General features: G+C 72.3%; 15 protein-coding genes. 8 read left to right on the forward strand and 7 right to left on the reverse strand.

Annotated features, from left to right (window positions below):
- Window positions 1–3: 3 nt before the first annotated feature.
- The 7 genes from pgm to EDF33_RS05355 form a co-directional block, all read right to left on the reverse strand.
- Window positions 4–1,623, reverse strand: a complete 1,620-nt coding sequence (gene pgm, locus EDF33_RS05325; protein WP_123293700.1) for a phosphoglucomutase (alpha-D-glucose-1,6-bisphosphate-dependent) — start codon at window positions 1,621–1,623, stop codon at window positions 4–6.
- A 104-nt stretch (window positions 1,624–1,727) separates the two neighbouring features.
- On the reverse strand, window positions 1,728–1,973 hold the full coding sequence (locus EDF33_RS05330) for a hypothetical protein (protein ID WP_131846972.1): 246 nt from the start codon (window positions 1,971–1,973) through the stop codon (window positions 1,728–1,730).
- Between the two features lie 59 nt (window positions 1,974–2,032).
- On the reverse strand, window positions 2,033–2,695 hold the full coding sequence (locus EDF33_RS05335) for a methyltransferase domain-containing protein (protein WP_123293702.1): 663 nt from the start codon (window positions 2,693–2,695) through the stop codon (window positions 2,033–2,035).
- A complete protein-coding gene (locus EDF33_RS05340; protein ID WP_131846973.1) occupies window positions 2,692–3,324 on the reverse strand; it encodes a DUF2064 domain-containing protein in 633 nt (210 codons plus the stop codon). The genes EDF33_RS05335 and EDF33_RS05340 overlap by 4 nt, the downstream gene beginning before the upstream one ends.
- Window positions 3,321–4,106 carry a glycosyltransferase family 2 protein gene (locus EDF33_RS05345; protein ID WP_323742915.1) on the reverse strand — a complete coding sequence of 262 codons (786 nt, stop codon included), beginning with the start codon at window positions 4,104–4,106 and terminating at the stop codon, window positions 3,321–3,323. The genes EDF33_RS05340 and EDF33_RS05345 overlap by 4 nt, the downstream gene beginning before the upstream one ends.
- A 298-nt stretch (window positions 4,107–4,404) precedes the next feature.
- A complete protein-coding gene (locus EDF33_RS05350) occupies window positions 4,405–5,475 on the reverse strand; it encodes an NAD-dependent epimerase/dehydratase family protein (protein WP_132099465.1) in 1,071 nt (356 codons plus the stop codon).
- Entirely contained in the window at window positions 5,472–6,416 is a 945-nt protein-coding gene (locus tag EDF33_RS05355; protein WP_132099466.1) for an MTAP family purine nucleoside phosphorylase, read from the reverse strand. Before EDF33_RS05355 ends, EDF33_RS05350 begins: the two co-directional genes overlap by 4 nt.
- Window positions 6,417–6,521: 105 nt before the next feature.
- Between EDF33_RS05355 and glp the strand changes: the two genes are divergently transcribed.
- The 8 genes from glp (at window position 6,522) to EDF33_RS05400 (ending at window position 13,100) form a co-directional block, all read left to right on the forward strand.
- A complete protein-coding gene (gene glp, locus EDF33_RS05360) occupies window positions 6,522–7,748 on the forward strand; it encodes a gephyrin-like molybdotransferase Glp (protein WP_132099467.1) in 1,227 nt (408 codons plus the stop codon).
- Window positions 7,745–8,260 (forward strand): cyclic pyranopterin monophosphate synthase MoaC, encoded by a 516-nt coding sequence (gene moaC / locus EDF33_RS05365; RefSeq protein WP_132099468.1) that lies wholly within the window; start codon window positions 7,745–7,747, stop codon window positions 8,258–8,260. The genes glp and moaC overlap by 4 nt, the downstream gene beginning before the upstream one ends.
- A complete protein-coding gene (locus EDF33_RS05370) occupies window positions 8,257–8,769 on the forward strand; it encodes a molybdopterin-binding protein (protein WP_132099469.1) in 513 nt (170 codons plus the stop codon). The genes moaC and EDF33_RS05370 overlap by 4 nt, the downstream gene beginning before the upstream one ends.
- Window positions 8,766–9,233, forward strand: a complete 468-nt coding sequence (locus tag EDF33_RS05375) for a molybdenum cofactor biosynthesis protein MoaE (protein WP_132099470.1) — start codon at window positions 8,766–8,768, stop codon at window positions 9,231–9,233. The genes EDF33_RS05370 and EDF33_RS05375 overlap by 4 nt, the downstream gene beginning before the upstream one ends.
- 34 nt (window positions 9,234–9,267) lie before the next feature.
- Window positions 9,268–9,891: a hypothetical protein gene (locus EDF33_RS05385; RefSeq protein WP_165918720.1), complete on the forward strand. Its 624-nt coding sequence runs from the start codon at window positions 9,268–9,270 to the stop codon at window positions 9,889–9,891.
- A 75-nt stretch (window positions 9,892–9,966) separates the two neighbouring features.
- A complete protein-coding gene (locus EDF33_RS05390) occupies window positions 9,967–10,365 on the forward strand; it encodes a PLDc N-terminal domain-containing protein (protein WP_132099473.1) in 399 nt (132 codons plus the stop codon).
- A 65-nt stretch (window positions 10,366–10,430) separates the two neighbouring features.
- A complete protein-coding gene (locus tag EDF33_RS05395) occupies window positions 10,431–11,042 on the forward strand; it encodes a hypothetical protein (RefSeq protein ID WP_132099474.1) in 612 nt (203 codons plus the stop codon).
- A gap of 210 nt (window positions 11,043–11,252) precedes the next feature.
- Window positions 11,253–13,100 (forward strand): ABC-F family ATP-binding cassette domain-containing protein, encoded by a 1,848-nt coding sequence (locus EDF33_RS05400; protein ID WP_132099475.1) that lies wholly within the window; start codon window positions 11,253–11,255, stop codon window positions 13,098–13,100.
- The last annotated feature ends 1 nt before the right edge of the window (window position 13,101 follow it).

The following is a 13,101-nucleotide window of genomic DNA, read 5'->3' on the forward strand; positions in this document are numbered from 1 at the left end:
CGACTAGGCGCCGAGTGCGGCGTCCACGATCTCCTTGGCCTCGCGCTGCACCTGCTCCAGGTGCTCCTGCCCGACGAAGCTCTCGGCGTAGATCTTGTAGACGTCCTCGGTGCCGGACGGCCGTGCGGCGAACCAGGCGTTGTCGGTGACGACCTTGACGCCGCCGACGGCCGCGTCGTTGCCGGGGGCCTTCGACAGCTTCGCGGTGATCGGGTCGCCCGCCAGGGTCTCGGCGGTGATGGCGTCGCCGTCGAGCTTCGACAGGCGGGCCTTCTGCTCCTTCGAGGCCGCGGCGTCGACGCGCTGGTAGACCGGGTCGCCGAAGCGCTCGGTCAGCTCGACGTACAGCTGCGAGGGGGTCTTGCCGGTGACGGCGACGATCTCGGACGCCAGGAGCGCCAGGATGATGCCGTCCTTGTCGGTGGTCCACGCCGTGCCGTCGGTGCGCAGGAACGACGCCCCGGCGGACTCTTCGCCACCGAACGCGACGGAGCCGTCGATCAGGCCGGGCACGAACCACTTGAAGCCGACCGGGACCTCCCAGAGACGGCGCCCGAGCGATTCTGCGACGCGGTCGATGATGCTCGACGACACCAGGGTCTTGCCGATGGCGGCGTCGTCGCGCCAGGCCGGACGGTGTGCGTAGAGGTACTCGATCGCGACGGCGAGGTAGTGGTTCGGGTTCATCAGGCCGCCGTCGGGCGTGACGATGCCGTGCCTGTCGGAGTCGGCGTCGTTGCCCGTGAGGACGTCGAACTCGTCCTTGTGCGCCAGGACCGAGGCCATCGCCGAGGGGCTCGACGGGTCCATCCGGATCTTGCCGTCCCAGTCGAGCGTCATGAACGACCAGGTCGGGTCGACGTCCGGGTTCACGACGGTCAGGTCGAGGCCGTAGTGGTCGCGGATGAGGTTCCAGTACGGCAGCGATGCACCACCGAGCGGGTCGGCGCCGATCTTCACCCCGGCACGCTTGATCGCGGCGATGTCGATGATGTTCTCGAGGTCGGCGACGTAGGTGTGCAGGAAGTCGTAGCGGTCGGGGGTGGCGTGCTCGGTGCGCTGCACCTCGGCGTTGCCGCCCTCGATGATCGCGTTCGCCCGGTTGGCGATCCAGCTCGTGGCGTCGCTGTCGGCGGGGCCGCCGTGCGGCGGGTTGTACTTGAAGCCGCCGTCGCGGGGCGGGTTGTGGCTCGGCGTGATGACGATGCCGTCCGCCGTGTCGGGGTTGCCGGCGCGGTTGTAGCGGATGATCGCGTGGCTCAACGCGGGGGTCGGCACGTAGCCGTTGTCGCTGTCGGCCAGGACGTGCACGCCGTTGGCGGCGAGGACCTCGAGCGCGGTGCGCTCGGCGGGGCCGGACAGGGCGTGGGTGTCGCGCCCGATGAAGAGCGGGCCGTCGGTGCCCTGCGACTGCCGGTACTCGACGATCGCCTGCGTGATCGCGGCGATGTGGGTGTCGTTGAAGGCGGAGTCGAGCGAGGAGCCGCGGTGGCCGGAGGTACCGAACACGACCTGCTGCTCGGCGACGGAGACATCGGGCACACGGTCGTAGTAGGCGGCGACGAGCGCGTCGATGTCGACGAGGTCGTCTGCGGTCGCGGGGGTGCCGGCGCGGTCGTTCATGGGTCCATCCTGGCATCGCGCACCCGGACGCGTCCGGCCGGCGCACAGCCCGGGCCGCAGAGCGCGGCCGGAGCCGTGTCCGCCGACCGGGTCGACGGCACGGCTCAGGCGGTGCGGAACGAGCCGGTCGCCGTGCGGAACGAGCCGGTGGCCGTGCGGGTGGAGGCGGTCCAGGTGCCGGGACGCGACCGCTGCACGTCGGTGAAGCGCCCGAGGCGTCCGCTGATCGGCGCACCCGTGTAGGTGCCGACCGAGTCGGTGGAGCGGGTGCCCGTGAAGGACCCGCGCTCGTCACGGCCGCGGAGTCCGGACACGAAGGTGCCGCCGAGCGGGAAGGTGCTGTTCGTCATGCGCTCGACCGTACGTGACTGTCTTGCACGATGCAAAACAAGTGCACGAACGTGCGTGATCAGGCCATGAGCTCGCAGAAGCTCCGGCCCGCGACCGTCCAGCTCTGCCGCGCCACGAGGCCGGCGTCTGCCGCGTGCCGGTGCAGCGCGTCGAGTCCGACCTCGGCCCAGGGGAACCCGGCGCTCTCGTGGCCGTCGGCGTCCACCACGCGGGCGGTGTACACCCGGTCGGCCAGCGGGTCGGGGTTCGTCTCGACGATCACCCGGCCACCGGCGCGGACGATCTCGCCGCAGCGCTCGAGCAGGGCGGCGGGGTCGCCACCGATGCCGATGTTGCCGTCGATGACCAGGGCGGTGTCCCAGTGGCCCTCGTCGGGGACCGCGTCGAACACCGATCCCTGGATCGCGGTGCCACCGGACCGCTGGGCGATCGCCACGGCCTCGGCGGAGACGTCCACGCCGAGTGCGGGGATGCCGCGGTTGCGCGCGGCGACGAGCATCCGCCCGGGGCCGCAGCCGATGTCGATCACGGGGCCGTCGGCGTCGTCGAGCAGCGAGCGGTCGACCCGGTCGGCCGCGGCGCTCCACCGGCCGACGTCCATCGTCGTGACGACGTCGGGACGGTCCGGGTCGGTCAGCCGGAGCCGTCCGTCCGAGCGCAGTGCCCGGGCGTACGGCTCGCCGCCGCCGGCGCCGAAGGAGACGGGTGCGTGCATGGTCATCGGAGACTCCCCGCGGTCTCGGCACGGAGTGCCTGGGTGAAGCCGGAGTCCGGCGCGAGTTCGGCGACGCGTTCGGCGTCGGGCATGGTGTCGACGTCGAGCAGTTCGCCGAGGATCCCGACGTCGAGGCCGGCGTCGGTCAGGCGTGCGAGCTGGACGGCGCCGGTGTCGTCCTGCGACATCGGGACGCCGCGGAGCAGGTCGCCGGTCGGGGCCTGCACGTACAGCGACCAGAAGCCGCCGTCCTCGGCGGGGCCGAACCACGCGTCGCGCTCGGGCCGGTCGAACACCGGGGCGAGCGCGTCCGTGGACACCTGCGGGGTGTCCATCCCGACGAGCAGCAACGGGCCGTCGATCGCGTCGAACAGGAAGCCGAGGCGCTCGTCGAGCCCGCCGCCGGGCTGGTGGAGGACGTCGAAGCCCTCGGCCGACTCCGGGACGACGTCGCCGTCGAAGAACAGCACGCGGCGCTCTGCGGGCAGGGCGCGGACGGTCGACAGGGTGTCGGCGAGGCTCGCGGACGCCACACGGGCGGCACCCTCGGGTGAGAGCGCCGGGGTCAGGCGGGTCTTCACCTTGCCGGGCAGGCACTCCTTCGCGACCACGGCCACGGTGATGCCGGCGGTCATGCGCGCGTCCCCTCGACCGAGGCGGTGACGGGTGCGGAGTCGGGCCGTGCCGCGGAACCGGTCGCGGCGGTGGAGCCGGCCACGTGGCGGACGGACGCCGGGGCGACGACCCGGACACGGGCCTCCCGGCGGTACGCGCGCAGCAGGCGGGTCATGTCGCGGACCGCGTTGATGGTGCCGCGGAGCGTCCCGGTCACCTTGCTGTCGCCGATGCGCTGCGCGTAGCCGATGTCGGACTCGTCGACGCGCCAGCCTGCCGCGTGCGCGGCCAGGACCATCTCGAGCGGGTAGCCGCTGCGGCGGTCCTGCAGGTCCAGGGCGACGAGGTCCTCGCGGCGCATGACGCGCATCGGGCCGAGGTCGCGCAGGCGGTAGCCGGTCGCGCGGTGCATGAGGACGGCGAGGACGCGGTTCGCGAACCGGGCGTGCGGCGCCCACGCGCCCTTGCTCGTCGGGACACGTCGTCCGAGCGCCAGGTCGACGCGGCCGCTCGCGACGCGGTCGACCAGCGGCGGCAGTTCGGCGGGGTCCATCGAGGCGTCCGCGTCGCAGAAGGCGACGAAGTCGGCAGTGGCGGCCGCGACGCCCGCGGCGCAGGCGGAGCCGAAGCCCTTCACCGGTTCCGTGACGACGAGGGCGCCGTGGGCGCGGGCGACGTCGGCGGAACCGTCGGTCGAGCCGTTGTCCACCACGATCGCGCGGTAGCCCTCCGGCAGGCGAGCGATCACCTTCGGCAGGGCATCGGCCTCGTCGAGGCACGGGAGGATGACGTCGACACTCATGTCCGTCATTCGGTGCCGGTCGTCAGATCGACGGGTCTGTCCTGTCATGCACTCGACGTAACACGACGACGCGCGTCGGGGTACAGGAAATCTGTACCCGCTGGTCAGTCAGCGCACTGTTTCGGGGTTGGGTCCCCAGAACGGGGGACAGGCGGACGGGAGGCCCGTGGCGGGCGTTCGTGTCCGGTCACGTCCGCCGCGTGGTCGCGCGGGGCGCGGGGCGCGGGGCGGGCGCTTCGTGAGCAGGAATGGTCGGGTCGCGTCCGGTGACCCGACCATTCCTGCTCACGAAGTGGGGCTACTGGACGGCACTCCGGAGGGGAGCGGTCGCGAAGTCGCGCATGCCGGCCGCGAAGTCGACCTCGGCGCGCCAGCCGAGCTCGGCGGCGATGCGGTCCGAGCTCGCAGTGACGTGGCGGACGTCGCCCAGGCGGTACTCGCCCGTGACGACCGGCTGGGGGCCGTCGGGGCCCGCGATCGCCGCGGCCATGTCGCCGATCGTGTGCACGACGCCGGACCCGACGTTGTACGCGCGGAACGAGTCGGCGGGCAGGTCAGCGGTCGCGGCGATCGAGGCGGCGTTCGCTCCGGCGACGTCGTCGACGTGCACGAAGTCACGACGCTGGGCGCCGTCCTCGAAGACGCGGGGGGCCTCGCCGCGGGCCAGCGCCGAGCGGAACAGTGAGGCGACACCCGCGTAGGGGGTGTTCGCGGGCATGCCGGGTCCGTAGACGTTGTGGTAGCGGAGCGCGATCGCCCGTCCACCCGTCGCGCGCGCCCAGCTCGAGGCCAGGTGCTCCTGCGCGACCTTCGTCTGCGCGTACACGTTGCGGGGATCGAGCGCGGCGGACTCGTCGATCAGTCCGGGCAGCAGGGGGTGACCGTCCGGGCCGATCGGGTCGAAGCGACCGGCGTCGAGGTCCTCGCGGCGGCGGGCCGGCGGCCGGACGGGCTCGCCGTCGGACGTCGTGTACGCACCCTCGCCGTAGACGACCATCGAGCTCGCGACGACGAGTCGGCCGATGTCGTGCCGGTCCATGCCGGCGAGGACGTACGCGGTGCCGGCGTCGTTCGACGAGACGTAGTCGGGGGCGTCCTGGAAGTCGACGCCGAGGCCGACCTTGGCGGCCTGGTGGCAGACGACGTCGACGCCGTCGAGCGCGGCGTCGAGCGAGACCCGGTCGCGGATGTCGCCGTGCACGAACTCGATGCCCTGCTGCTGGTGCGCGCGCACGACCTCGCCGGGATCGCCGTGGACGTCGTCGCGGAGGGAGTCGAGGACGCGGACCTCGTGGCCGTCGGCCAGCGCGCGGCGGACGATCGCGGAGCCGATGAAGCCGGCGCCGCCGGTGACGAGCAGGCGGGTCATGCGGTGGTGCCCGCGGTGGTGGTGGGACCCGTGCTGGCGGCGCTGGGCTGGGTCTGCATGATGCTGGCGCTGGCGCTCGCCGGGACGAGTTCGCGCGGCGTGAAGTCGGCGGGGATCGCGCCGACGATCCCGCCGATGGCGCGGACGATCACCTCGTTCGCGCGGGCGAGACGCTCCATCACGAGGGCGTGGGTGACGGGGGCGCCGGCGTCGTCGGCTGCGTCGCCCGTGGCCGCTGTGTCCGCCGTGGCCGCGTGGGCGGCCGCTGCGGCGGCTTCGTCCTCGGTCGGGGCCAGGCCGGCGTCGGCGTCGGTGACGAACGACAGGTTGACGGTCGCGATGCCGAGCTCGGCGGCGAGCGGGACCTCGGGGGTCATCGTCATGTTGATGGTGTGGCCACCGGCCTCGCGCAGCCAGACGGACTCGGCGCGCGTCGAGAAGCGGGGGCCCTGGATGACGACGCACGTGCCGGTCGGACGGAACGGCACGTCGAGTGCGGCGATCGCGTCGACCGCGGCACGGCGCAGCGTCGGGTCGAACGGGTCGGCGAACGACAGGTGCTGGACGTCGTCCTCGAAGAACGTGTCCGCGCGGCCGAAGGTGCGGTCGATGAGTTGGTCGGTCACGACGAAGGTGCCCGGGGCGTAGTCGGGGTGCAGACCACCGACGGCGCTCGAGGACACGATCGCCCGGACGCCCAGGGAGCGGAGCGCCCAGAGGTTCGCGCGGTGGTTGATGCGGTGCGGGGCGACGGAGTGCTCACGACCGTGCCGGGTGAGGAACGCGACCCGACGTCCGGACATCGTGCCGATGCTGATCGGGCTCGACGTCGGGCCGAACGGCGTCGGCACGTCCAGCTCCTCGGCGGTCCCCTCCTCGAACAGCTGGTAGAGGCCGGAGCCCCCGATCACACCGATCGTCACGGCTTCGTCGTTCTCCACAGGTCCTCCGAAAGGTCGTCGGCGCGGTCTGCGCGCTGGATACGCTACTGACGCCGGCCCCGGACGAACCGGGAGCGGCGACACCATCCCTGTTCGGAGGCACCTGTGCGAACGATCGGTCAGCACCGCGACGACCTGGCGGCGCTGCTCGCGCCGGTCTTGGCGGGCCTCGGGGGTGCGTCGTGGCGGGTCGACGACCTGGCCATCGACGGCCGTGCCGGTCACGGGCACCGCGTGCTCGCTGCACCCGTCGCTTCACCGGTCCCGTTGCCGCCCTTCGACAACAGCCAGATGGACGGCTTCGCGGTCCGGGTGGCCGATGCTGGGCAGGACGTCCGGGTCGTCGCGCCCATCCCCGCCGGGGTCGTCCCCGCACCGCTCTCCGCCGGCACAGCGGCACCGATCATGACCGGCGCGCGGATCCCCGACGGTGCCGATGCCGTCTTCCCGGTTGAGGCCACGTCGCCGGGGTCCTTCCCGGCTGCGCTCGAACTGGGGCACGTCACGGTGCCCGCTGACCTCGTCCCGGGCACCTTCGTGCGAGCGACCGGCAGCGACCTGACCCTCGGTGCGTCCATCGCTCCGACCGGTGCGCCGATCACCCCAGCCCTGCTCGGCGCGCTCGCGTCCGCCGGTGTGTCCACCGTGCAGGTCCGTCGACCACTGCGGGTGCTCGTGGTCTCAACGGGGTCCGAGCTGCAGGGAGCCGACACCGACGCGGCGACGATCGGCGACGCGAACGGCATCGCGCTGCAGGCGGCGCTCGCCGAGGTCGGTGCTTCGTCCCGCACGGTCCGGGTCCCCGACGACGTCGACGCGTTCGTCACCGAGCTCGACGACACCGTGGGGGACTGGGCCGACCTCGTGCTCACCACCGGGGGCATCAGTGCCGGTGCGTACGAGGTCGTGCGGCAGGCACTCGAACCCCGCGGGCTCGCCGTCACCCCGGTCGCGATGCAGCCCGGCGGGCCGCAGGCGTTCGGCAGCGTGGAGCTCGCCGGTCGACCGGTGCCGGTGGTGTCGTTCCCCGGCAACCCGGTGTCGGCGCTCGTCTCGTTCGAGGTCTTCCTCCGTCCGCTGCTCGCGCCCCTCGTCGGGCTGCCGGCCGACCGCCCCGTGCTGCACCTGCCCGCTGCTTCGGCTGCGCGGTCACCGGGCGGCAAGCACCAGGTGCGGCGTGGACGGGTGGCCGACGGGGTGGTCCACTTCGTGGGCGGACCGAGCTCCCACCTGCTCGCGCACTACGCCGCCGCCACGCACCTCGTGCACGTCCCGGTGGGGGTCGACGCCGTCGAACCCGGTGACGTCCTGACCGTCTGGAGCCTCCGATGACCGAACCCGCCATCACGTCCGATCAGGCCGATCCGTCCGACGCGGCCGAGCTGTCGCACGTGCGCGCCGACGGGTCCGCGCACATGGTCGACGTGTCCGCGAAGGACGTCACCGACCGCTCGGCGACCGCCACCGCCACGCTCGTCACCCGGCCCGACGTCGTCGCTCGCATCCTCGACGGCTCCATGCCGAAGGGCGAGGTCATCGGCACCGCCCGCATCGCCGCGATCATGGCCGTGAAGAAGACCTCCGACCTCATCCCGCTCTGCCACCCGCTCCCCATCGCCGGGGTGCAGGTCGACATCACCGGTGCCGACGACCGCGTGCTGATCGAGGTCTCGGTCCGCACGACCTCGCGCACCGGCGTCGAGATGGAAGCGCTGACCGGCGCGAGCATCGCCGCGCTGACCGTGTACGACATGGTGAAGGCCGTCGACCGGGCGGCCGCGATCACGGACGTCCGAGTGCTCGAGAAGCACGGCGGTCGGTCCGGAGACTGGAGCAACCGATGACCTCGCAGCCGACAAGGGGCCGTGCCGCCGTCGTGGTGGTGTCCACGCAGGCTGCCGTCGATCCGGCACTCGACCGCACCGGGCCCGTCATCGCGGGGTGGCTGCGCGAGCGGGACTTCACCGTCGCCGAGCCCGTGATCGTCCCCGACGGCGGGGCCATCACCGAGACCGTGACCGCCGAACTGCTCGCCGGGGCCCGGATCGTCATCACGACCGGCGGCACCGGCGTCACCCCGACCGACCGGACGCCCGAGGCCGTCGCGCCCCTCATCGACCTGGAGCTGCCGGGTGTCCTCGAAGAGGTCCGTCGTCGCGGGCTCGCGGGGGCCGGTCCGACCGCACTGCTGAGCCGCGGCATCGCCGGCATCAGCACCCGCGGGTCCCTGATCGTCACGCTGCCCGGGTCTCGCGGCGGGGTGGCGGACGGACTGGCCGTGCTCGACGGGCTGGTCGAGCACGTGCTCGCGCAGGTGCACGGCGAGGGCCATGCGCCGCGGAGTGCGTCATGACGGCGGCGCCGGCCCCGTCCCCGTCCCCGTCCCCGGCACCGGATGCGCGCGTCGTCCTCGCCGACGTCGTCGACCGGGGGATCACCGTCGACGAGGTCTCCGCCGTCGTCGCCACCGACCAGGACGGCGCCGTCGTCACCTTCGCCGGCGTCGTCCGCGACCACGACGGCGGCAAGGGCGTCACCGCGCTCGACTACGAGCGGCACCCCAGCGCCGGCGACGTCATCGCCGAGGTCGCCCGCACCGTCGCCGACGCGCACCCCGACGTCCGGATCGCCGTACTCCACCGCGTCGGGTCGCTCGGCATCGGGGACGTCGCGCTCGCCGCAGCGGTGGCGTCGTCGCACCGGGCGCAGGCGTTCGCGGCGTGCGGGGAGCTGGTCGACCTGGTGAAGGAGCGGGTGCCGATCTGGAAGCACCAGCAGTTCACCGACGGCACGGACGAGTGGGTCGCGGCCCTGTGACGGATGCTCAGGTCGAGCTGGTTCACTCAGATCGGTGACCGAAGCACAGACGGCCGCCGATCGGCGGTGGGCCGACGCGGAGATCCGGGCGAAGGCGTACCTCGCGCAGCCGCGTGACCGTCGTGTCCTGCCAATCCGCGGGTTCGTCCTGGCGGTGGCCCTCGTGATCGCGCTGCTGGTGCTCGTCGGCGTCGCGCTGCCCCCGGACTCCGATGCACGGCTGATGCTCTCGACCGTCGGACTCAGCATCGCGGTGCTCATCCTGGTGGTGGAGATCATCCGAGCGGTCCGGTTCCGGCGCCGTGCAGGACGCACCGTCGTCCGTGAGCAAGTCGTCGCCTCCCTGTTGCAGCGTGAGCAGCGTGCGGTCTCCCGTGCGGCGGTCGGCCAGGCTGACGCGCCGGCGGATCGACGGATCGTGGTCGACGCCGTCGCGACCGACCTGGCGAGCGGTGCCGCACTCCCGATGCAGGCCGGGTTGCTCGTCGTCTGGTCGTCGATCGCCGTCGCGGGGACGGCCTTCTGGCCGGTCTACCTGACCGGAAGTCTGTTCACGGTCGCCCAGTTCTTGTGGTCGGTGCGTCGCACCGTGCTCGCCCGGCGCTGTCTCGTAGCCCCGCACCGCACGGACGTCGACCCTGTACGGCCCCGCAGCTGACCGTGTCCGGATCGCAACACCGGCACGCGTTCGGGGCGTGGCGACAGCCCTCAGGTTCTCCATAGAATCGCGAACATGAGCGTATTGCTGCCCGGGATCACCGTCATCCTGCTGGTCTTCGCCCTGATCGACATCCTGACGAAGAACGACGACCAGATCCGCGGACTCCCGAAGATCGCGTGGGTGATCCTCGTGATCCTGGTCCCCGTCGTCGGCAGCATCGTCTGGTTCGCCATCGGCCACGACTGGGCCCCGGGTGAGCGGAACCACGGCCGCTACATCGAGCCCGCCCGTCACGAGGACCGGTACGCCACCCTCGGCGATGCCCGGAGCGCCCACGGCGCCAAGCGCATCAGCGGCACGGAGCAGGAGCTCGCCGAACTCGAGCGCGAGATCGAGTACTGGGAGGCGCAGGCCCGCCTGAAGCGTGCCAAGGAAGCCGCGGGCGAGGGCGACACCGCCCCCGCGAGCTGATCGTGTCCACGCCGGCCCCGCATGAGTTCGCCGGAGCCACGGTCTCTGAGGAGACCTGGCAGCAGGTGGAGGACCGTCTCGCGGGGGCGCCAGTCGAACTGCGTGTCCGCCGTTCGATGGTCCGGCGGGTCATCTGGATCGTGCTGGCCGTGGTCGCCGCGGTTGCAGCCGGGTGGCTGAGCGCCGAACACCTGCCGCGCTTCGAGCTGCCCTCGACCGGAAGTGGCCTGCCGGACTGGGCGTTCTTCGTCATCGTCCCGCTCATGATCGTTGGCCCGGTCTGCTGGGTGATCGCCATCGTCCGGGGCGGTGGGCAGTTCCAGAGCGCGATCTCTGACCCAACGTTCGGGCTTCCCCGTGCCGACCGCCGACGGATCGAGCGCATGGCTCGTGGGCAGCGGCCCGCCGACCCGCAGCACCGGACCGCGCTCGTCACGCTCGCCGGCCGTCGACTCAGCCAATCGACATCGACGTTCTGGCTCGCCCTCGGGTGGACGCCGTTCGCGTTCGCCCAGCTCCTGCTCAACTGGATGACGTGGTTCGGGCTGCTGTACGCACTCCTCACCGTGTTCTTCTTCGCGATGCTGCTCTGGACCGTCCGCAAGCGGCGGCAGTGGCGAGCGTTCCTGCAGGAGACCGAGCCCCGCGCCGGAGCCGAGCCGGCCCCGGGGAGCTGACCCGGGCCTCCAGGCCGACGTGCCGACGCGCCAGCGCACCGTGCGCGGTCCGTCGGCTGGTGCGAGGTTGTGCGCTCCGTGCGCCGCTACAACCTCGCACCGAGCGGTCAACCTCGCACCACCCGAACAAGCGCGCACCGTGCGACCAGCCGGACGACCAGAATCACCGCCCCGCACCGACCACCCCGCCACGCCGCCTACCCTTGACGCGTGGCTCATCTCCTCGGCGCCGAGAACCTGCATCTCGAGTTCCCCACCAAGGTCGTCTTCGACAACGTCACCCTCGGCATCGACGAGGGGGACCGGATCGGCGTGGTCGGACGCAACGGCGACGGCAAGTCGACCCTCCTCGCGCTGCTGTCCCAGCGCCTCGAACCCGACGACGGCCGCGTCACGCACCGCCGCGGGTTGACCGTCGGCTACCTGGACCAGCGCGACATCCTGCCCGAGGGCGCGACCGTCGGCAGCACCGTCGTCGGCGACCTCGACGAGCACGAGTGGGCCGGCGACCCGAAGATCCGCGACGTCATCGGCGGCCTGGTGTCGGACATCCCGTGGGACGTCAGTGTCGACGAGCTGTCCGGTGGCCAGCGCCGCCGTGTGGCACTCGCGCGGCTGCTCGTCGGCGACTGGGACGTCCTGTTCCTCGACGAGCCCACGAACCACCTCGACGTCGAGGGCATCCAGTGGCTCGCCGAGCACATCAACCGTCGCTGGTCGTCGAACCAGGGCGGCATGGTGGTGGTGACGCACGACCGGTGGTTCCTCGACGCCGTGTCGACCGACACGTGGGAGGTCCACGACGGCGTCGTCGACCCGTTCGAGGGCGGCTACGCGGCGTACATCCTGCAGCGCGTCGAGCGCGACCGGCAGGCAGCCGCCAGCGAGCAGCGCCGCCAGAACCTGGCCCGCAAGGAGCTCGCGTGGCTGCGCCGCGGCGCACCGGCCCGGACGAGCAAGCCGAAGTTCCGCATCGACGCCGCGAACGCCCTGATCGACGACGTCCCGCCGATCCGCGACACGGTCGCGCTGGCGAAGACGGCGACCGCCCGCCTCGGCAAGGACGTCGTCGACCTGCTCGACGTCAGCGTCTCGTTCGACGGCACCCAGATCCTCGACCGCATCGAGTGGCGCATCGCACCGGGGGAGCGGACCGGCATCCTCGGCCCGAACGGTGCCGGCAAGTCGACGCTGCTCAACCTCGTCTCGGGCACGCTCGCGCCGACGAGTGGCCGGGTGAAGACCGGCAAGACCGTGCAGGTCGCGATCCTCGACCAGCAGCTCGCCGACCTGGCCCAGTTCGCGAACGACCGCGTGCGCGAGGTGGTCGCCCGCAAGAAGACGAGCTACGTCGCGGACGGCAAGGAGATGACGCCGGCGCAGCTGCTCGAGCGCCTCGGCTTCACGGCCGAACAGCTCTCCACACCGGTCAAGGACCTGTCCGGTGGGCAGAAGCGCCGCCTGCAGCTCATGCTCATCCTGCTCGACGAGCCGAACGTGCTGATCCTCGACGAGCCCACCAACGACCTCGACACCGACATGCTCGCCGCCATGGAGGACCTGCTCGACACCTGGCCGGGCACCCTGCTGGTCGTCTCCCACGACCGGTACCTGCTCGAGCGCGTCACCGACCAGCAGTACGCCGTGCTCGGCGGGCACCTCCGGCACCTGCCCGGCGGCGTCGACGAGTACATGCGGCTGCGTGCGGCCGGCACCGGTGGCGGGACCGCTTCTGCGGCTGCCGCCGCGTCTGCCGGGAGGCCCGACACCGCTGGCGGGACCGGCTCGGCCGGTGCCGTTGCCGGGTCGACTGCCCCTGCCGCGCCCGGTTTGTCGGGTGCGGACAGGCGCACCGCCGAGAAGGAGATGTCGGCGCTGGACCGCAAGATCGCGAAGGTCGGCGCGGACCGGAAGAAGCTGCTCGACGACTTCGCCACCCACGACCAGTCGGACTACGCCGGGCTCGGGGAGCTGCAGGCGAAGCTCGCCGCGCACGAGGCCGAGATCGAGCAGCTCGAGGAGCGCTGGCTCGAGGTCGCGGAGCTGCTCGGGGTCTGAG

Origin of the sequence: Curtobacterium sp. PhB146 (assembly GCF_004342995.1) — a bacterium.
Taxonomy (GTDB): Bacteria; Actinomycetota; Actinomycetes; order Actinomycetales; family Microbacteriaceae; genus Curtobacterium.